We start from the raw sequence: 19,699 nt of genomic DNA, 5'->3' as shown, positions 1-19,699 counted from the left end.
CAAATTAACGCTTGGCTAAAATTAGCCACTAAGGAGTACAAGCCAAGCGTTTTGCGTCCTTTTAAGTAACTTGCTAGGTTTTAAATAGTGATAACTGCGAGCATATCTTCATCGTCTTCATCCATACCGACCTCAACAAAACCAAAGCTAGAATAGAACTCCTTAGCTACTGGGTTTTCTGGGTTATAACAAATCTCTATTTCTTTGAGGTTTGCATGCTGTTTTATTTCAGCTAAAGCAAGGTCTAACGCTTTACGGCCTATACCTTTTTTTTGGTATTTTCGGTCAATCATAAACCGCCAGATTGAAACTTTAGTCAGCGACTCCTTAACCCACATAAAGAAACCGACAGGTTCTTTTTCCAAGTAAATTGCTCTAGTTTCATGCCCGTCGTTGAACATAGATTCAACAAGTGACCACATATTACAAGCAACGTATTCTTCTTGTTCCTTTGACACATCAAGCTCACATACATCTTCATAATTTTCTTTTGTGACTTGGCGAAGTGACACTTTCAAGTTTTTCTCCTTAAAACCTAACGCCCTGTTAAGGGGCCGATAATAGCTTGCTAAAATGTGAAGCGAAGCGGAACCGAGCAAGCTGATAGCAGTTCCGTGCTTAATGCGCTTGTTATGCGGAAACTATGTAACCAGCTGATATAGCGTCTTTTTGATCTTTAAACATACACATACCAGTAGTCATTTTACCAAAGCCAAACTTTTCATAGTATTTCTCTAGCCCTGGGGTGCAAAATAACATGATTCGTTCATGGGGTGGTATTTGGGACATTAAATGAGTAATGATTTTCCTTCCCAAACCTTTAGATTGGTAAACTTTTAAAACGCAAACATCACATACTACAGCACAATCTCCACCATCAGTAAAAGCCCGTGCAACACCAGCGAGTTGACCATCGATAATTAGAAACGATTGGAATTGGCTATTGTCAAATACTCGAGCAAGACGCTCTTCAGTTTTATGTCCCATTCCTGCATTTAAATATAATGCAGATAGTTCAGACCAATTATTATTAGGAAGTCTATTTTTAAATTCGATATCCAAGGCATACTCCTTTACGCATAACGCCCAATTAAGGGGCTTTTTATTAGTTTGCTAAAATGTGTAGCGAAACGAAACTGAGCCAAGCTTTAACAGTCCTGAATTAATTGGCTTGTTATGAATCGCTTGATTTTTTTAAACCGCAATTAACTGTCGCGTTTATCTTAGGCGGATAAACAGAGCCAAATTGTGAATGCGAACCATAGGTACCCATTTTATATGATTTAACAAGAGCATCATTCGATTTACACAACTCTTTTCCTTTGAGTTTAACTAAATCAACCATATCGGTTTCATTTAAATCTGTATGACCAAGAACTTCAATTGAAAATGAGCCATCTGAATTCTTTGTAACGTCACTATATTGGACTACCACTCCGTTATACGTTTTCATTCCAACGCAACCAGATATTAGTAATACGAGTAACGGAAAATATTTTTTCATTCTAATCCTTAGATACATAACGCCGCATTAAGCGGTGAATAATAGTTTGCAAAAATGTGAAACGAAGTGAAACTGAGCCAAGCTTTAGCAGTCCCACTTGATTGTCTTGTTATAAGCCTTTTATATAAGTCACCCGTGTCTTGTACTGATTTTTATAAATAACCTTTTGCTTATCTGAAATTGTTAATTTTACAGTAGCGAAAAGAAAGTCTTCTTTTTTTAGTGATATGTCAAAACTATAAAGCCTATCAGGTAATAATTTATTGCTCTTTGTTAAAGAAACAGTACCGCCAGGTGATATAGAAGTATTTACAAGACTTGAATCATTCCCCACATCAGAGTTAGAAACCATAAACATTATAAAATATTTATCTGCTTCCGTTGACTCATCCACTTGTAAATATGTTTCATATTCAGCAAAAGCACTAAAACTAAAAAGAAATATTAGATATATAAAATACTTCACGAAATCCTCTAGGCTTATAACGCCCGCTTGAACAGCTTGTTACCTGTTATATGTACTATTGCATAAGAATGTCAGATAAAAACTTAACACTATTTATTTCGACTTTATCTTCAGATGATTGCAAAGCTAGTTGGACATGAGCAAGACCAGTAGAAAATGTGACTGGTACCTGATAAGTAGCATATGTAACACTTGGGCTGCCGATTAGTGAAAGTGTTTTCCAATTTTGAAGTTCTGCTTTACCAATTGATTGAAACTCACCTAGTTGTGAAAATTTATTAAGATACAAAGTCCACTGTTCTGGTGTTGCACCGTTAAAGCCCTTTTCTGACATCAACTCTCGATAAGAAGTTTGCTCCCATGAAGTTAACTTCGGAATCGCTTTAGCAATATAAGGTTCGAATACAACCTCTTTATCTACAGTATTGATTGAAGTCACAATTGCAATACCAATAAAAAATATAATAACGCTTAAAAACCCAAAACCTAGATATTTGAGGAACTTTCTCACCACAACTCCTTGTACATATAATGCCCTAATAAGGGGCTGACAATGCTTGGCTAAAATGTGAAGCGAAGCGGAAGCAGCCAACTGTTATTTGTCCCGCTTGAACAGCCTGTTATATGCTGACACTGCAACTCAAAACTGATTTACCACCAACAACTGATACTTTAGATTCTGTTTCTTTTACATCTACGCTATATTTATTTAATGTTTTTTTAGCTTTTTCAATTGCAGCGTCCATACACTTACTGTTTGAAATACTAAGAGTTTCATTCTCTGGTATTTCATAAGTGATAGAAAATAAACTTTCATTATCTTTTGATACTTTATTTTTTACTGAATGATAAATATCTTTAGTTGCACTAACAGTGTCTGATACTAAGTTATCAGGAGCTTTTATATTCACACAGCCAGTTGACATAAATATACAACCGACCCAGATAAACTTTAATTTCATTTCAATCCTTAAAACTCGACTCCAAATTAAATTGAAGCATATAACGCCCTGTTAACAGGCTAAAAATTGTTGGCTATAATAACGAACGAAGTGAGGCAAGCCAACTGTTTTTAGTCCTTGTTGAATTGCTTGTTATGTTTCTGATTTTTACTATTAATTAACTCCATATCTTGCTTGCTAGGTTTGCAGAAACTAAACAAGAAGATGAAATATGGAATTAATACTAGTACAGATAAAACCAACAACAATACAGTAGGTTCAATGATGAGCACCAGAGTTTTACCAACAATAACCGGCAACCCCAATAAAAGAACCATTGGGGAATATGCAACTACTTTTGCAGTTGTATCCGATTTACCTGAGCGAACTGCTGCCTTTTGGAGCACCCTGCAAAAATTACGGAAGATGAATGCGAATAACAAAGTGAGAACTATTACTGGGTAACCCCAATATAATTCGTAAGTTCTATTTAGAAATATCACATCCATATTGGCCTCTCACGAAGAAACATAACGCCCGCTTTAATTGCTTGTTATGTGTATTTACAAATCCAGCCCTGAATCAGCATTTTTAAAAACTTTACCAAGCCCTCGAATGAGCAAAGACATTGCTCTAAATGGAAGCTCAATTACCACCTCTAATATGTCATACCATGAACTTTCATCGTCATGTTTAGGTGGCCACAAATAATGCGAACAAACAAAACCAATAATACTGACAATTAACAGTAACCAATCAAAGCTATAAATAACCAAATCAACAATGAAGTACGAGCTGATTATAAAAAATGATATTGATAGAAAAACTCGAAAATTACTCATAATCCCTTATACACATAACGCCCGCATAAGGGGCTGATAATAGTTTGCTAAAATATGAAGCGAAGCGGAACCGAGCAAACTGTTAGCAGTCCCATTCTTAATGCGCATGTAAGCTTACTTTTTCATAAACCACTTAATCGGTTTACGTATGAATGCCCAAATTAACAATGTCAAAAATATTACGGATAATATAGCTATGTTAATTGATGACTTATAGTATGCTTTGTAATTAATATAAAAGTCAGTAACTAAATGATTACTTTTAGAATATTTACCATTTAACTTTTGACCTTGTACTAATTTTTTAAATTCGTCGCATGAAGTAAACTTAGTGCTCAAAAAGTAAGTTTCAGAGTTTATGTGAAAGTAACCTGTATAGTTTTCCCATTTTGGGTTCTTTTTACAAGATAGTTCAGCATTGGTTAATTCTATTGAGCCTCTATTATCACTAGAATTTACGGTGGCTACCCATATTGATAAGATAACCAATAAAACAACAACAATAGTAATATCTAATTTATGATCCTTCACTCTGATATTAACGACTTGTTAGCAGTACAATGATTATTCGTATAGTGTTTCTAACGTGTCTAAGAATACTATTGAATTTATCTTCCATTCATTCTTCGGTTTGTAAAAATCAAGTTGCCAATAAATAGAATGGTTCTCAAATTTATGAAGATAGTAATATCGTAAAAATGATTTACCAATTCGTTTTTCTTTTACAAACTCTTTAGCGATAGCTTGTCCAAATCTTTGATCGACAATAGGCCATTGTTGGCTAATTTGATTACCTAGCCCATCTATTTCAACTTCGGGAAGTGGCCAATATTCTTTTGCTGAATTTAAGCCTTCTGTAAATTTTTTCGCTATGAATTGATCCATTAATTTATCGGAAAACTCTCTAACTTGTTTCTCTGATTCTAGTCCTTTAGCAAAAGATATTGATGAGAATGCCATCATCATTATTAATATAATACTTTTCATATTATCTCCATAGTTGAATTGAATGTACTGCTAACGCCCCAATAAGCGGCGTATAATAGCTGGCTAAAATAGTGAGGAACGAATGACAGCCAGCTGTTATTCGTCCATTTGAGCAACTTGTTATACACCTTTTATTAGTGATTTCCAATCTACATATTTACCAATATTCTTGAGATTCGAATCATCAATATAACGATTTTTCAACTCTTCACGACAATCATCAACGTATGAGCAAATAGCTTGGTAGATTTCTATGTTTGGGGCTTCTTTATAAAATGAATTTTCAGGAGCTAATTTGTGAGTTACATATTTGAACTGTTTAGATCTCGATTTAACAAACCGCTTTTTATCATCTTGCCAGTATTCACCTCTAATTTGTGAGCCTAAAATATGGAGTTTGATAAAACCTATTATTTCATTATATTCCCAAGAACCTCCATATTTTGCATGGATTGCATCTTTATAATTACTTAAGTAATCGGGGTTAACTTTACAATACTCTCTTTTAAATTCAGCATCCGAGCCACCAAAAATAATCTTTTCCGTAAATGCACCTCTTTGTTCGTAATATGCTTCACGTTGAATTCTATAAACAGGTATTGTCATTAAATCGATTTGATGCATCCAGGCTCTCAATTGCGAATTAGGTGTATAACGCCCAATTAAGGGGCTTTTTATTAGTTTGCTAAAATTGTGTAGCGAAGCGGAACCGAGCAAACTGTAAAAAGTCCCGCTTTAAGTGCTTGTTATGTTTGCAGTAAATGCATGTTGTTTATTAATATAGCAATAATAAAAATTAGGACTGCTACACCACGAAGAATGATTTGAAATCTTCGGTACAAGTGTTCGTTGTTCCGTTTATCGTAATGATCAATTACTCGCAAGACAAAATACAATGAACCTACTGATGCCGCAATAAATGCAAACCAAAGCGAGTCCCCATAAAGGGTAACTTCACCTCTAAATATTGGCACATAGAGTTCTTGATTCCAAATTCCATACGTTCCGTATGCAACCATTAATAATGCAATAACTGCGTTAGCAATACGTTCTTTTACTGGTACTTCATTTGGGGTGTAATCCTTATCAGGTACAACCTTTTTAAACACGTGAACCTCTATGGCAAACATAACAGCTTATTATGTAGACTTCTCAGTAATTCCATCTACTTATATATCCAATAATTTACACTAAACCTTTTACATTTCAAACCGTTAAGTTATATATTTTGTGACTTATCATACATGGAGCTCTTATTACTAAGAACTCTCAGTAATAGCCAAATTCAAAACATAGTTAAAACCTTTAAATTTCAAGTTTTTAATGGAGGTAATCAATTGATAGGTGTGTATTAGTGATAATTGTCACTAATACACACAGTAATGCACTAAAAATAAAAACTATGCAAAATATCGCTAAATAGTTTGGAAGAAAATGAATTTAAATTTAATGTAATATACCCTCTATGTCGGCTTTGAAGGTTATTAGGCTTGATAAGAAGATATTTACCCAAAGTGCCACTTCTGGTTTGAGTTAGTAAAGTAAACATCGCTTAAAAATGTTTACTTTACTAACTAATGGCTTTATAGTGCGCGAGTTAGATATTCCTTATCTAGTTTATTTAACCGATTATTTACATAATCATGTTTTGTCTTTCCCTTTCACAGTTAGTCAACACTTAATTTATTAAGCTTAAATTATTGTCTGAATTTTCGGGCCGTTTGCCCGTAAACGTTGTTAATTTTCATACTTGCATAACAAGAAATATAGAAGTTCTACATCACAATAATATAGCTTTTGTTGTTTAAGCTGCTCATTGCAATTGCTTGTAGTAGCACAAAAAGAGAGTTTTATTATGTCTTATACATATCAAGGTACGACGTATTCGATCGTAGCACCGGTTCGCGCAGTTTCCGTTAATAAAAATGCCGTAGCAGTTACTGATAAATTAGGTAAAAAAATTATTCAATTTACCAATGTAGCTGAGTCTAAATCATTCCTAGCTTGGATTTATCAAAGCTAGGGGGTTATTTGGCGACTAAAAAGTGCTCGCTTAAATTTTGTTTTTACCGAGCGCCAATGCGTTACTGGTTTACTTGGAGCCATCGCCATAAGTTGATGCCATTGTTGTTCACTAAGTTGTACTTTATCGCCGTGCGCCAAAATTATAGCATCAGCGTTAAGGGCTTTTATTTTTGCTAATGAGCTGAGATAACGCTTAGGATAAAATACCGGGTAAGGAGGAATGAATTTATCTCTGACTTTAACCATTAAATCAGCCACATAAACTTGTTTGCTCGGAGTGTGATAAAGGGAAATGTCGCGGTCTGTATGTCCTTGAGTAAAGTGTACTTGCCAGTCTTCAAAGTCAGGTAATAAGGCATTGTCGCTAAGATAAATATCAGGTTTTAGTGTGCTTTGATAAAAAATATTTTGTTTGGCCTTGCCCATTCGTCCTGCCACCCACCACGTTAGCAACATGTCGGTTAAATGCATTAATTTTCCATCTATGCCTTGGTACCATTGTCCGGCAACATTAGCCGCGGCAATTTTACATTGGTATTTTTTGCGAAGAATATTGGCAGCACCAGCGTGATCGGGATGCATATGGCTAACTACCACTAGAGCCAAATCAGTTACTGGTCGCTTAAGTTCATTGCTGATAAAACTTTCAATTGTTGCAATATCAGCTCGGCAGCAACCGTCAAGTAAAAGTAATTTGTCTTGATATTCGGCAATTAAAATACGCTGAATATAGCCGTCAATAGAGTGAAGTTTTAGCATAAGTTCATTAATCACAATGGCGAGTTATTGTTGTAATGAACTTAAATTACCCTGAATGAGCAACTATATCAACAGGTAAGACCAGTGTTATTGTACTACATAAGAAACTTACGATAATTAACCATTACTTTTTTGTCTCAACGTGGCCAGTATTTAGTAAGTTGGTTAGTCGAGTTAATTGAATTGTTTGCACTTGATCTACTATGGGCGCTAATTTAGTTAAGCCTCCATCTATAAAACCAACCACTTGGTAATGGAAGGTAATTTTAGTGTGTGTGTCGTCAATTGCTTCAAATTTCCATGACATGCCACCATTAACACCTAACATTTGTAATGGCCCTAAACCGCCAATCATGCGAACTTCGTTATTAGGATCTACATAAGATACCGTCATATGCATTGCTTGTTTATCATCATTTCTTTCGCAAAAACAACCACCAACATTTGCTGTGATAGACAAACCTTGTGAGTTTCCAAACCAAGTGTGATCAGGATGCCACCATTGGTTAACTTTTAAAAATTGTTGGTATGCTTGTGTTTTTTCTACATTAACATGGCTTTCAATTTTTAGTTGAAAGCCGTGATTGTCGCTACTGACCACTTGTGAAAAGCTAATAAATGGCACAAGTAAAAGTAGTAATAATAGACGCATATGAATTTCCTTTTGTATGTTTTATTGTATTGTTAGTGACTAATGTAGCAGGGCATAAACAACAGAGCTAGTTAACCTAAGCTCGGGATAAGCAAAATGCTACAATAGCGCCATTAAAGCCAATTTCTATGTTATTCAAGTTACCAACAACTTATTTTGGATACACTTAAAGGCCTTAAGCCAGATATAAATACCACAACTGTAGATTGCATGATGATAATACTTTTAAGTAGTTATGCTTTTTATTCTCAACATTCCGAGTTCAGGTTAGTTAAAATATATCGACCGCAAAGCGTTCAAAATATAATGGTTAGATATTGAATATACGAATTCGATTATAGTTTTTCCTGTTTGTAAGCCATACAATATTGCTCTTAACTATTTGGATATTTGAGAATTTTTTGGACATTTGGATTTACTTCACCTTGTTAGCGGCTTTAATGCAGGCTATTCGAACGGCAGGGCAGAAGCAACTTACGGCACATTTAAATGCGATGGCAACCACAGGCGTTAGATATATCTATGCCTTACCGTTTGCTTGGTTATATTTATGGTGGATGCTTGATTATCGAGCATTGTCACTACCGCCTTTAAATTCTCAATTTTTGCAATATGCACTTGTTGCATGTGTTATGCAAATTATAGGGACTGCTTGCTTAGTGGCTGCCTTTAAGTATCGCAACTTTGCTGTGGCGACAAGTTTAGCAAAAACAGAAGCCATTCAAGTGGCAATTGTTGGGGCGTTATTGTTTTCTGCCAGTATGTCGGTGCTTGGTTGGGTTTCAGTTATTATTGGTGTTGTTGGTGTACTATTTGTTTCTAAAGTGAAGTTTACTTTTCGTGATGTTTTTCAAAACCCTGGTGCAGGGTTTGGTTTAGCTTCGGGCTTAGGCTTGGCAATTACAACCTTGCTGATCCGACAATCAAGTTTATCACTTAATAGCGATTTATTGTTAAGTGCAGCAGTTACCTTAGTTTTCATGATAACGGTTCAATCATTAATTTCACTTATCTATATTTATCTTCAAAATAAGCAACAATTGATAACTATGCTCCAGCAATGGCGTTTGTGTTTATTTGTTGGAGTTACCAGTGTTGTTGGCTCTATTGGTTGGTTTACCGCGGCTAGTTTGCAAAATGCGGCTTACGTAAAAGCATTAGGGCAGGTTGAGTTTTTTATTACTTTATTTATAACTTATCGCTTCTTTAAGGAAAAAATATCAGCAATTGAATATGTAGGTATGTTTTTAATTATTGCCAGTGTTGTTATTTTATTACTTTGGGCTTAGAGCAAATAGTTAAATGGCAGTGGTGTGACTATAGGTAATTTGTTAAACTCCTGAGCAAATATAGTTGCTATTAAATTGCAGCTGAATAAACCATTGATGGAAGATAAATGAAGATTACTGATAAAACTGTGGTTCAGTTTCATTACACCTTGAAAGATGAAGCCGGGAAAGAAATTGAAAACTCACATGCTGGCGACCCTCTTGCATATTTGCACGGTTATAAGAACATGTTGGTTGGTGTTGAAAATGCCTTAGCCGACAAAGAAACGGGTGATAAGTTCTCGGTAACATTACAGCCAGCAGAAGCCTACGGTGAGCGCCAAGATGATGCAATTCAGCGCGTGCCAGTAAAGCATTTACAAGGTTTGCCAACACCAAGTGCAAAATGGAAAAAAGGCATGACAGCAGTTGTTAACACTGACGCGGGTCAACGCCAAGTAACGGTTATTAAAGCTGGTAAGTTTATGGTGACTGTTGATATTAATCCACCGCTAGCGGGTAAAGTATTAACTTTTGATTTAGAAGTCGTTGATGTGCGCGAAGCAACAGCTGAAGAAATTGAACACGGCCATGCTCACGGTGTTGGCGGCCATCACCACTAAGTAGTTTAGCTACTATGATTAAACCGGCTTTATGCCGGTTTTTTTAATGCTAACGCCATTAATTTGACCTCAAATTAATTCGTATTGTTGTTAAACCGAATAAACTCACCATTTGTCGATTTCTCTTGCAACCCTTTTTGTCATACTGTTATTGTCATTATTCTGCTTAAAAAATAATAATAAGGCTTGGCAAATGAATACCTTAAAATCTTCAATGACATCGATTGCGCTATTGGTTAGTGCCGCATTATCTCAATCTGCGTTGGCAGACACTTCGGTAATTCATGCTGGAGAATTGCTTGTTGTTGCAGGTAAAGCCCCACTTAAAAAGCAAACTTTAGTGATAACAGATGGTAAAATATCAGCACTTAAGTCGGGTTTTATTGCGGCAAGTGATTTTGCTGACGATGCGAAACTAATCGACTTATCGTCAAGTTTTGTTATGCCGGGATTAATGGATATGCACGTGCATTTGCAAGGTGAGCTTGGGCCGAAAAATGACAGTGAAACCGTTAATTTATCTGATGCAGATACCTTAATGAAAAGTGCCTATTTCGCTAAGAAAACCTTAATGGCGGGTTTTACCACAGTACGAGATTTAGGTAGTAGTGCAGAACAAATATTTGCGTTGCGTGATGGCATTAAACGCGGTTGGGTACTAGGGCCAAATATAGTCGCTGCTGGTACAAGTGTGGCTGTTACTGGTGGTCATGGCGATGTAGATGGTATGGCACCTGATTTAATGAAAATAAATACCGCAGAAACTGTTTGTGATGGTCCTTATGATTGTCGCCGAGCAACTCGTCACGCCATAAAATACGGCGCAGATGTTATTAAAATTACCTCAACCGGTGGTGTTTTATCAGACACAGATACTGGCACTGGCCAGCAAATGGCAGACGATGAAATAAAGGAAGTTGTGGAAACAGCACATGCACTAGGCCGAAAAGTGGCCAGTCATGCCCATGCTGCGGCGGGCATTAATGCGGCACTGCGCGCTGGCGTTGATAGCATTGAACATGGCAGTTATGCCAATGAAGAAAGTATTAAGCTATTTAAAAAGGGTGGTGCTTATTTAGTGCCTACTTTAATGGCCGGTGATACTGTGGTGAATTTGGCAAAAACTACTGACTTTATGTCTCCTGAAATTAAAGCCAAGGCGATTCGTGTCGGAGGCGATATGATCGCAAATTTTAAACGCTCTTATAAATCGGGCGTTAAAATTGCCTACGGAACAGATAGTGGTGTTTCAAAGCACGGAACAAATGCCAGAGAAGCACAATTGATGTTTGAAGCGGGTATGACACCGCAAGATATTTTAGTGTCAGCAACACTTCATGGTGCTGATTTAATTGGAAAGTCAAAAAGTCTAGGAACCCTTGAGGTTGGGAAAGTGGCTGATATTATCGCTATGGATGCCAGTCCGCTAAACAATATCAAAGAATTGCTTGATGTAGATTTTGTGATGAAATCTGGACATGTTGTAAAAAACCAATAGCGAAATAAGCTTCTATGGCTACAAAGGGCTGCTTTATAGCAGCCTTTTGTTTATGGTTTTCTCTCATTTACAGCTTTTCTAGGCCATAGTGTTTTTCTGCAGAACATAAATAATGGGCTATTTTCGCTTAATTAGCCCTGTTGTTAATGCCACACCGAGTAAAATGACGATACCGCCAATTAGCATGGTTAAACTGATTGTTTCTCCTAGGAACAATGCTCCCCATAAAATACCAAACGCTGGAATAAGATAAGTTACTGATATAGCTTTGGTTGGCCCTAACTGAGCTATGAGGCGGAAAAATAAAATATAGGCAAAGCCTGTACAAATTATGCCAATGAGTATGACAGAAACTATTGCTGACGAACTTGGAATATCGTCAGGAATAAAAAATAAGCTAATAGGGATTAATAACGTTGTTGCCGAAATTTGGCTACCAGCAGCAAGCGCTAACGGTTTTATTCCGCTGAAATGCTTCTTGGTATAGTTTGCCGAAATACCATAACACAAGGCGGCAAGCATCGCGGCTAACGTCGGTAGTAATACGTTATTGCTACCTGTGCTTTCGCTATTTGGTAAATGGATATTTTCAGAAACCAATAAGTACACACCAATAAAGCCTAATATTAAGCCAAACGTTGCACTGACGCTGAGTTTATCTTTAAACCAAATATAAGCGACAATAGCGCCAAACATTGGTGTTGTTGCATTCAATACCGATGTTGTACCTGCGGTAAGAGTTAACGTTGCATAGCCAAATAATGCAAAAGGAATTGCGGTATTTAATGTGCCAACAATAAAAATTTGCTGCCAACGGCCTTTTAGCGCCTCTTTTTGTTTATATTTTACCAAGCAAAAGTAAAGAAAAAGTGCGGCAATGCCTGTGCGCAGCGCCGTAAACATAATTGGGCCAAACTCAGGTGCGCCAACGCGCATAAACATAAAGGAAGAACCCCAAATAGCGGCTAAAAGTAGTAATTCGATACTTGACTGGGTATTGCTAACTGTTTGCAAATTGGATTCTCGTATTTTGTGAATGTCGTTATTAAATTTTTTCGTGTGACTTTTTGCTTATTTATACATAGTGACAGATATTTAAATCAAGCAGTCGCGATAACCGGACATTTAGCTGCAATTTATTTAAATAGGATATTAAGCTAACTCGAGTTAGCAACTGCTTTACTGATACTTATAACATAAAGCGTTTTTAAATCGATCATCTGCCATTGAATATTAAATTCATATAATGCCATACCATATAGCTTTTCATCGAAAGTTTTTTGCTTATAGGCAGGGCGCGGATCTTGGCTTAACACTTGTTCAATAAGGCTTTGTAAAGTAGGGTATTCTGCACTAACTGTAGTTAATATTGTTTTCGCCTCAGCTGAAAACACTACGCTAATGCTTGTTTCTGGTTGCTGATGAGCATAGCCGCCTTGCGCTTGTTCGACAATATCAGCGTATGGCACGTAAGGCTTAATATCGACGATTGGCGTACCGTCGAGTAAGTCTAATTCATTGATATGAAGAATAACATGCGAGCCTTGTTGTACAACTCTATCGAGTTTAACCACTGACATGCCAATAGGGTTAGGTCGAAATGTTGAACGGGTGGCAAAAACACCAAGCTTTTTATTACCACCTAAACGAGGTGGTCTCACAAGGGGCTTCCAGCCTTGCTCTTGCGTGCCATGAAAAACAAATAACAGCCATAGATGACTAAATTGCTCTAAGCCTCGTACGGTATCAATATTATTAGCTAAGCCATGTAATATCACTTTACCTTGTGCAGCACTAACAATGCCCGGTTGTCGTGGAATAGCAAACTTTTCTTTATATGGAGATTCAACCGTACCAATAACATCAAAGTTTATGCTATTTGTCATTATTTGATTGCTCAACTTGGTATGCACGTCCGTAACATACGGTTGAAGCTACACAGTACTTTGCCGCTTGATCAGACTCGATCATCAGGCATTGGCTAAAAATAATCGCATTTGCTGCTAGCTCGTAGGCGTTACGTCGTGCCTCTGTGCGGGCATCAATTTCATTAGGCGCAGCATGATGGGCTTTTTCTTGGCAGGACTCCCCCTCAACTAAGCCAACAAATTTAAACTTACCGGTAAAGTCCTTTTCGCTTTCAACAATTTTCACTTTAGCGGGTGAAAAGTAATGTTTGAAGTTATCGCGATCAAGGTTTGTTGAGATATCATTAATTTTTGCGCAGCCAGTAAGCAATATTGCGGCCGTTAGCGCCAATTTTAGTGTTTGTTTTGTCATGATATTTAGTTAATTCTTTTCGGTTGTTTAGGTCTAATAGCCAATAAGTAATAGCGACAAAGGCAATAGAGTAAATAAAGTTAATTGGCTAAGTTTACATTACCTTTAATCCAATAATTAAATAGTTTATCTATTGTTTTGCTTTGTTGTTTCATTGAGATCCAGTTTCGCATAAATAGTTCAAAGGCATGGTCGTTTTTATTGATAGGAAATGCCATATATAAAGGCGGTAGTTCAGGTTTTGGTACAACAACTGTGTAGTCAGGGTTTAATAATGTCCAAGCAGAAGAAGCCGCCGCGCCAAATACCATAGCGTCAATATGGGCAAATTCTTCTTTAAAAAATAATCTAGGTGTTGAAATTTGCCAAGCTTTGCCATGGGTAAAGTTTCGCGCTATGGCTTTTTTATAAAAGAAAGTTTCAGGGATCCCTAAGGTTAAGTCTTCTCGCTGTGTGATATTTTCCCACTCGGTAAATTCTGCTCTTCGTTGGTCTTTAACAACAATAGCAATGTTTTGAGTACTATAGGGCATGGTTAGGGTAAATTGCGCCATATTGTCAGGAATAACTGGGACGCCCGAAGTAATATCAAGGTATCCAGAGGCTAGTAAAGGCTTAGCTTGATCATGAAATATTTTGACAAACTCAATTTCAACGTTCAAATCAATTGCTAGTTGGTTCATTATTTCAATATCAAAACCAACAAGTTTGCCCTCGTGATTATGAAATGAATAGGGTAGATCGTCTCGAAAGTAGCCAACACGAATAAAGCCACGTTGCTTAATTCGTTCAAGAACACCGGTAAAAGGTTGAATTGTACTACTGTTGACCTCAGGTTCGCTCAAATAATGGCTCTTAACCTCTTCCATTATAAAATCGCGTTTAATAAATTTGTTATAACCTTGGTATTGATAACTTATTGAGCTAAATGCAAATTTTAGTGAAATAAAGGCAACAATGGACAGTGCTGGAATAATCGCTATATTTTTAATTAACATGTCTTTTTTTAAGCGAAAAGCCTTTGCCATGCTGGTAGCGATTAATAGTGGCAAACAACTGGCAAAAGTGACAGATAATAACGCGGATAAACGGCCAACTGCCAAGTTCTCAGCGACAATAAAGAAGTCAAACATTGAGCTAGATACATTGAACAACTCTAATAAATTTTGCATTGCTAAGGTACTTGTACCAAATAGTTGTGGAATACCTATAACAATAAGCTGTAGGTAATCTTCAAAACTAATGTAAGCCCCAGAAAACCAAGCGGCAAATAGCACAAATAGTAACGCCAGTAATTTTCCACCTACCGGTAAACTAAAACTTATAGGTACAATTACTTCTGAGATTTTATCGGCGTTGGTGGTTTGTGGATAATAGGCCGCAATGAGCTGTTTGGTTTTTTCAACGATAATGGGAATAACAACAAAAAAGCTGCCAGTGGCAAATGCCGTGATCATAGCTTCGCGTGATACTTTTAAAATGGCGCGATAACTAAAAGGTGTCACCATAGCTAGTAATGCTGGGAATACCACAAAAGATAACAGCACAACAAGTACCAAAGCACTGGCGACATAGATCATTAAACCATCAAGTTGTGAGGCGTCGAGTGAGGAGGCTGCTCGCCAACCGATACAAAACACGCCAATAGGGGCAAAGCGCATTACCAGATTACTAATATTACTGACGGATTGCTGCAAACTACTAAGTACACTCAAGGCTTGCCGTTTATTTTTAATTGGCATTAAACCTACGCCAATAAAAACACTAAATAAAACGACCGATGGAACAATAGCATTAGCAAAGGCATTAAACGGGTTTGACGGAATAAACAGTTCTATTAAGTTAAATTCTTGACTGACTTTAACGGTATTAGCACTATAAAATTCAGCGGTTTGCCAATTAGGGAAAGATAATGGCGCTAAAAGAATAAACCCTAAGGTTAATGTAATAAGTGCTAATAACCACAGAAAACTGCTTTTTAATGCGCCTTTAGCTTTATGAGCCGACAAGCTGCCGATACCAACCATAAGTGACAATGAAATATAGGGCAGGGCTGTCATTTGCAATAACATAACAAAGGCGTTTGCTAAATGGTCAACGGTGGAAAAAAGTGAAGTTCCTAGACCACCAATGATGAGGCCTAAGGCCATTGCAACAATAATGCGTGCAGATAACGGAATTTGGCTAAGCTTAAATTTGCTCATGTAGGCTAAGGCTATGTCTTATTTGAGTTATTATTTTTACAGTATAGTAAATTGAATGAAAGATATATGTCTTCATTAAACTCGATTGTATTAAAAAGAGGATGTTTTTTTGAATATTTTGCCCTTATGTCATGATTTAACATCGATAAGCGCTGATATTAATTTATTTTGAAATATAAAAAAGGCAAACCTAAATTTGCGTAAAGGTTTGCCTAAATTAGTATATTAATGCCAGTTAATTATTTAACACGCATGCCTGGTTGTGCGCCATCGTCTGGGTTTAAAATCCATAAATCTTTACCACCAGGGCCAGCAGCTAATACCATGCCTTCTGACATGCCAAAGCGCATTTTACGTGGCGCTAAGTTAGCGACCATTACTGTATGTTTACCAATTAAATCTTCAGGTTGGTAAGCTGATTTAATACCAGCAAATACTTGGCGCGTTTCGCCACCTTCTTCATTATCTAGCGATAAGGTAAGCTTTAAAAGCTTATCGGCTTTTTCAACATGTTCAGCGTTAACAATTTTCGCGATGCGTAAGTCAATTTTCGCAAAGTCATCAAACTGAATCTCTTCTGAAATTGGGTCATCGACTAATGGTTTGCCAGTAAGTTCTTGCTTTGGCTCTGACTTTTTAGATTTTTTCTTATCCGCTTTTTTCGCTTTCGGCTCTTCTGCTTTACTTGATAAGTTCTCTTTTGATGCGTCAGTCATGGCGTTGACTTTATCCATATCAACACGCTGTAGTAGGGCTTTAAACTTATTAATTTTATGATCTGTTAATAAGGTTTTGTGGCCTTCCCAAATTAATTCATCATTTAAAAACGCTGCTGTACTGTCAGCTAAAACCGGAAGCACAGGCTTTAAATAAATCATCAAGGTACGGAACATATTGATACCTAATGAACAAATGTCATGTACTTCTTGTTGCTTAGTTTCGTCTTTCACTAACTGCCAAGGTTCTTTTACAGCAATGTATTCATTTACTTTGTCTGCTAGCGCCATGATTTCACGCATACCACGACCAAAGTCACGAGACTCATAATGGGCCGCTATGCTATCACCAGCAGCCATTACTTCGTCTGCTAGTGCTTGGTCATCAATATTTGTTGATAACATGCCGTCAAAGCGCTTGGTGATAAAGCTTGCACAGCGAGAAGCAATATTAACCACTTTACCCACTAAGTCAGAGTTAACACGTTGTGCAAAATCTTCTAAGTTTAAGTCTAAATCATCAATACGGCTGGTAAGTTTTGCCGCGTAGTAATAACGTAGATATTCTGGGTTTAAATGCTCTAAGTAAGTACGGCCTTTAATAAAGGTACCTTTAGATTTAGACATTTTAGCGCCATTAACGGTAACAAAACCGTGCGCGTAAACTGACGTTGGCTTTCTAAAACCTGCACCTTCTAACATTGCAGGCCAGAATAAACTGTGGAAATAAATAATATCTTTACCAATAAAGTGGTAAAGCTCAGCTTCAGAATTTAACTTCCAAAATGCGTCAAAGTCGATACCGGTTTTATCACATAAGTTTTTAAAGCTGCCCATGTAACCAATAGGGGCATCTAACCATACGTAGAAGTATTTACCCGGTGCATTTGGAATTTCAAAACCAAAGTATGGCGCATCTCGGCTGATATCCCATTGTTGCAAACCTGACTCAAACCATTCCGCTAATTTGTTCGCCATTTCTTCTTGTAATGAACCACTACGCGTCCATTCTTGTAGCATTTCGCCAAACGCTGGTAGGTCGAAGAAATAATGTTCTGAATCACGTAAAACCGGTGTTGCCCCTGAAACTACTGAACGTGGGTTTAACACTTCGGTAGGTGAATAGGTTTCACCACAGTTGTCACAGCTATCACCGTTTTGGTCTTCACTTTTACATTTTGGACAGGTACCTTTAACGAAACGATCAGGTAAAAACATACCTTTTTCTGGATCGTATAATTGTTCAATGGTACGTGTTTTTATATGACCTTTAGCATGTAAACGATTATAAATTTCTTCGGCAAACGCTTTGTTTTCATCGCTATGTGTTGAGTGATAGTTGTCAAAACTAATGTGAAAATCAGCAAAGTCCGCCATATGTTCTTCGCGAACACCTGCGATCATCTCTTCAGGCGATACGCCAAGCTCTTGAGCTTTTAGCATAATAGGTGTGCCGTGAGCATCATCAGCACAAACAAAGTAAGTTTCATGACCACGCATACGTTGGAAGCGAACCCAAATATCGGTTTGAATATGCTCTAATAAATGGCCTAAATGAATTGAACCATTGGCGTAAGGGAGGGCACAAGTAACTAAAATTTTACGTTTATCTGTTGCTGATACAGATGACTTTGATAAAGACATATAAAGTTTACATATTATTGGTGGTAATTATGCGGTGAATGGTACAGAATTTGTCATTACTTTTCATTAAGAATTATCGCCTTTATGTGATAAAGGTAAGATAAAACGCGTTTTAAAAATGTTCTCAACTTTTTTCTCAAAAAATAAGTTTACTAAAAATATGTTTTCTAAAAATGACCCTACTAGCGAAACGCAACAGGCCGTTAATAATTTTCTTGATACTTATCGCTCTGATACTTTCCCGCTAGGCTTTTTATCGGTATGCCAAGCGCTGGCGATGAACTTAATTAAAGACGAGTTGCTGATCACTACCACGTTACCTTTTCCGTGTGACAGTGAGTTACATGAACTTGCTGAACAATTAACGGCGCAGGTCAATTTACCTGTGCATTTTGAGGTTGAATATCAGGTTGAACCGGTAAGGCAGCACTCAATTAAAGGCATTAAAAATATAATTGCGATATCGTCAGGTAAGGGTGGTGTGGGTAAATCAACCACGGCGGTAAATTTAGCATACGGGCTTATAGCTGAAGGTTGTAGTGTTGGCATATTAGACGCAGATATTTATGGCCCGTCAATTCCCACCATGTTGGGTTTAAAAGGTGAAAAACCGACATCAAGTGATGGTAAATTAATTACGCCGCTAGAAGCGAATGGTTTAGCAGCAATGTCGATTGGTTTTTTGGTTGATGATGCCAATGCAACTGTGTGGCGTGGGCCAATGGCAAGTCGCGCTTTTTCGCAACTGTTAAATGAAACAGACTGGTCAGATTTAGATTACTTAATTGTTGATATGCCACCAGGTACAGGTGATATTCAACTAACTTTGGCGCAACAAGTGCCCGTTGCAGGAGCTTTGGTGATCACCACGCCACAAGATATTGCCTTAGTTGATGCAGTAAAAGGCATGGCGATGTTTGACCAAGTTAAATTACCGGTTTTGGGTATTATTGAAAACATGAGTTATCACCAATGTGATAATTGTGGGCATCACTCGAATTTATTTGGTGAAGGTGGTGGCGAGCGTATTGCTAACACAGCTAAAACACAGTTATTAGGGCAATTGCCGTTAGATATTCGTATTCGCGAAGATGCTGATGATGGCAGCTGCTTAATAAATGAAAATAGCACTGGTGAATTGGCTCAGCTCTATCGTAAAATAGCGCGCAATGTTGCTGCTCAACTTTATTATCAGTTAGATATGCGCAGCCCAACAACCCCCGAGGTTGTTGATAGTTAATGTAGAAATTTAAAACAAAAATAATTTAATAGTAAAGTAGTGGTAATTCG

At 37.1% G+C, this 19,699-nt stretch carries 23 protein-coding genes; 6 read left to right on the top strand and 17 right to left on the bottom strand.

Going from position 1 to position 19,699, the window contains the following annotated elements; translation table 11 throughout:
• Positions 1–80 precede the first annotated feature (80 nt).
• From AC27HL_RS13105 to AC27HL_RS13080, 6 genes are all read right to left on the bottom strand, one after another.
• Positions 81–518: a GNAT family N-acetyltransferase gene (locus AC27HL_RS13105; protein ID WP_487081468.1), complete on the bottom strand. Its 438-nt coding sequence runs from the start codon at positions 516–518 to the stop codon at positions 81–83.
• Between the two features lie 112 nt (positions 519–630).
• Complete coding sequence (locus AC27HL_RS13100; protein ID WP_487081467.1) at positions 631–1,062, bottom strand: GNAT family N-acetyltransferase; 432 nt, start codon at positions 1,060–1,062, stop codon at positions 631–633.
• Between the two features lie 112 nt (positions 1,063–1,174).
• Positions 1,175–1,504 (bottom strand): hypothetical protein, encoded by a 330-nt coding sequence (locus AC27HL_RS13095; RefSeq protein ID WP_487081465.1) that lies wholly within the window; start codon positions 1,502–1,504, stop codon positions 1,175–1,177.
• Between the two features lie 109 nt (positions 1,505–1,613).
• Positions 1,614–1,970 (bottom strand): hypothetical protein, encoded by a 357-nt coding sequence (locus tag AC27HL_RS13090; protein WP_487081464.1) that lies wholly within the window; start codon positions 1,968–1,970, stop codon positions 1,614–1,616.
• 55 nt (positions 1,971–2,025) lie between these two features.
• Positions 2,026–2,481: a hypothetical protein gene (locus tag AC27HL_RS13085; protein WP_487081463.1), complete on the bottom strand. Its 456-nt coding sequence runs from the start codon at positions 2,479–2,481 to the stop codon at positions 2,026–2,028.
• Positions 2,482–2,590: 109 nt separating this feature from the next.
• Positions 2,591–2,932 carry a hypothetical protein gene (locus AC27HL_RS13080; RefSeq protein ID WP_487081462.1) on the bottom strand — a complete coding sequence of 114 codons (342 nt, stop codon included), beginning with the start codon at positions 2,930–2,932 and terminating at the stop codon, positions 2,591–2,593.
• A 204-nt stretch (positions 2,933–3,136) separates the two neighbouring features.
• Here AC27HL_RS13080 and AC27HL_RS13075 point away from each other — a divergent pair, with 204 nt between their 5' ends.
• Positions 3,137–3,376 (top strand): hypothetical protein, encoded by a 240-nt coding sequence (locus tag AC27HL_RS13075; RefSeq protein WP_487081461.1) that lies wholly within the window; start codon positions 3,137–3,139, stop codon positions 3,374–3,376.
• A gap of 98 nt (positions 3,377–3,474) precedes the next feature.
• Here the strand turns inward: AC27HL_RS13075 and AC27HL_RS13070 are convergent, their stop codons facing one another.
• The 4 genes from AC27HL_RS13070 to AC27HL_RS13055 form a co-directional block, all read right to left on the bottom strand.
• Positions 3,475–3,753: a hypothetical protein gene (locus AC27HL_RS13070; protein WP_487081460.1), complete on the bottom strand. Its 279-nt coding sequence runs from the start codon at positions 3,751–3,753 to the stop codon at positions 3,475–3,477.
• 564 nt (positions 3,754–4,317) lie between these two features.
• Positions 4,318–4,740 carry a hypothetical protein gene (locus tag AC27HL_RS13065; protein ID WP_487081458.1) on the bottom strand — a complete coding sequence of 141 codons (423 nt, stop codon included), beginning with the start codon at positions 4,738–4,740 and terminating at the stop codon, positions 4,318–4,320.
• A gap of 120 nt (positions 4,741–4,860) precedes the next feature.
• Positions 4,861–5,364, bottom strand: a complete 504-nt coding sequence (locus AC27HL_RS13060; RefSeq protein WP_487081457.1) for a hypothetical protein — start codon at positions 5,362–5,364, stop codon at positions 4,861–4,863.
• A gap of 122 nt (positions 5,365–5,486) precedes the next feature.
• Positions 5,487–5,849 (bottom strand): hypothetical protein, encoded by a 363-nt coding sequence (locus AC27HL_RS13055; protein ID WP_487081456.1) that lies wholly within the window; start codon positions 5,847–5,849, stop codon positions 5,487–5,489.
• A gap of 746 nt (positions 5,850–6,595) precedes the next feature.
• Between AC27HL_RS13055 and AC27HL_RS13050 the strand changes: the two genes are divergently transcribed.
• On the top strand, positions 6,596–6,763 hold the full coding sequence (locus AC27HL_RS13050) for a hypothetical protein (protein ID WP_487081454.1): 168 nt from the start codon (positions 6,596–6,598) through the stop codon (positions 6,761–6,763).
• Here the strand turns inward: AC27HL_RS13050 and AC27HL_RS13045 are convergent.
• Both AC27HL_RS13045 and AC27HL_RS13040 read right to left on the bottom strand, forming a co-directional pair.
• Entirely contained in the window at positions 6,760–7,524 is a 765-nt protein-coding gene (locus AC27HL_RS13045; RefSeq protein ID WP_487081453.1) for an MBL fold metallo-hydrolase, read from the bottom strand. The two genes, AC27HL_RS13050 and AC27HL_RS13045, sit on opposite strands and share 4 nt — an antisense overlap.
• Positions 7,525–7,648: 124 nt before the next feature.
• Complete coding sequence (locus tag AC27HL_RS13040; RefSeq protein ID WP_487081451.1) at positions 7,649–8,176, bottom strand: hypothetical protein; 528 nt, start codon at positions 8,174–8,176, stop codon at positions 7,649–7,651.
• Between the two features lie 401 nt (positions 8,177–8,577).
• Here AC27HL_RS13040 and AC27HL_RS13035 point away from each other — a divergent pair, with 401 nt between their 5' ends.
• The 3 genes from AC27HL_RS13035 (at position 8,578) to AC27HL_RS13025 (ending at position 11,565) form a co-directional block, all read left to right on the top strand.
• Positions 8,578–9,465, top strand: a complete 888-nt coding sequence (locus tag AC27HL_RS13035; RefSeq protein ID WP_487081450.1) for a DMT family transporter — start codon at positions 8,578–8,580, stop codon at positions 9,463–9,465.
• 107 nt (positions 9,466–9,572) lie between these two features.
• The gene (locus tag AC27HL_RS13030) at positions 9,573–10,067 is read left to right on the top strand and encodes an FKBP-type peptidyl-prolyl cis-trans isomerase (RefSeq protein WP_487081449.1); all 495 of its coding nucleotides are present in this window, start codon (positions 9,573–9,575) and stop codon (positions 10,065–10,067) included.
• 193 nt (positions 10,068–10,260) lie between these two features.
• Entirely contained in the window at positions 10,261–11,565 is a 1,305-nt protein-coding gene (locus AC27HL_RS13025; protein ID WP_487081447.1) for a metal-dependent hydrolase family protein, read from the top strand.
• Between the two features lie 117 nt (positions 11,566–11,682).
• Here the strand turns inward: AC27HL_RS13025 and AC27HL_RS13020 are convergent, their stop codons facing one another.
• From AC27HL_RS13020 to metG, 5 genes are all read right to left on the bottom strand, one after another.
• Complete coding sequence (locus AC27HL_RS13020) at positions 11,683–12,579, bottom strand: DMT family transporter (RefSeq protein ID WP_487081446.1); 897 nt, start codon at positions 12,577–12,579, stop codon at positions 11,683–11,685.
• Between the two features lie 143 nt (positions 12,580–12,722).
• Positions 12,723–13,451, bottom strand: a complete 729-nt coding sequence (tsaA, locus tag AC27HL_RS13015) for a tRNA (N6-threonylcarbamoyladenosine(37)-N6)-methyltransferase TrmO (RefSeq protein ID WP_487081445.1) — start codon at positions 13,449–13,451, stop codon at positions 12,723–12,725.
• On the bottom strand, positions 13,441–13,845 hold the full coding sequence (gene rcsF / locus AC27HL_RS13010) for an Rcs stress response system protein RcsF (protein ID WP_487081444.1): 405 nt from the start codon (positions 13,843–13,845) through the stop codon (positions 13,441–13,443). Before rcsF ends, tsaA begins: the two co-directional genes overlap by 11 nt.
• An 80-nt stretch (positions 13,846–13,925) precedes the next feature.
• A complete protein-coding gene (locus AC27HL_RS13005; protein ID WP_487081442.1) occupies positions 13,926–16,049 on the bottom strand; it encodes a cation:dicarboxylate symporter family transporter in 2,124 nt (707 codons plus the stop codon).
• 239 nt (positions 16,050–16,288) lie between these two features.
• The gene (gene metG, locus AC27HL_RS13000) at positions 16,289–18,409 is read right to left on the bottom strand and encodes a methionine--tRNA ligase (RefSeq protein WP_487081441.1); all 2,121 of its coding nucleotides are present in this window, start codon (positions 18,407–18,409) and stop codon (positions 16,289–16,291) included.
• Between the two features lie 160 nt (positions 18,410–18,569).
• Between metG and apbC the strand changes: the two genes are divergently transcribed.
• Positions 18,570–19,649 carry an iron-sulfur cluster carrier protein ApbC gene (gene apbC / locus AC27HL_RS12995; protein WP_487081440.1) on the top strand — a complete coding sequence of 360 codons (1,080 nt, stop codon included), beginning with the start codon at positions 18,570–18,572 and terminating at the stop codon, positions 19,647–19,649.
• Positions 19,650–19,699: the final 50 nt, after the last annotated feature.

The organism is Colwellia aquaemaris, from assembly GCF_057548755.1.
The sequence above is the reverse complement of the archived record's forward strand: the minus strand, read 5'-3'. Positions and strand labels throughout refer to the sequence as shown.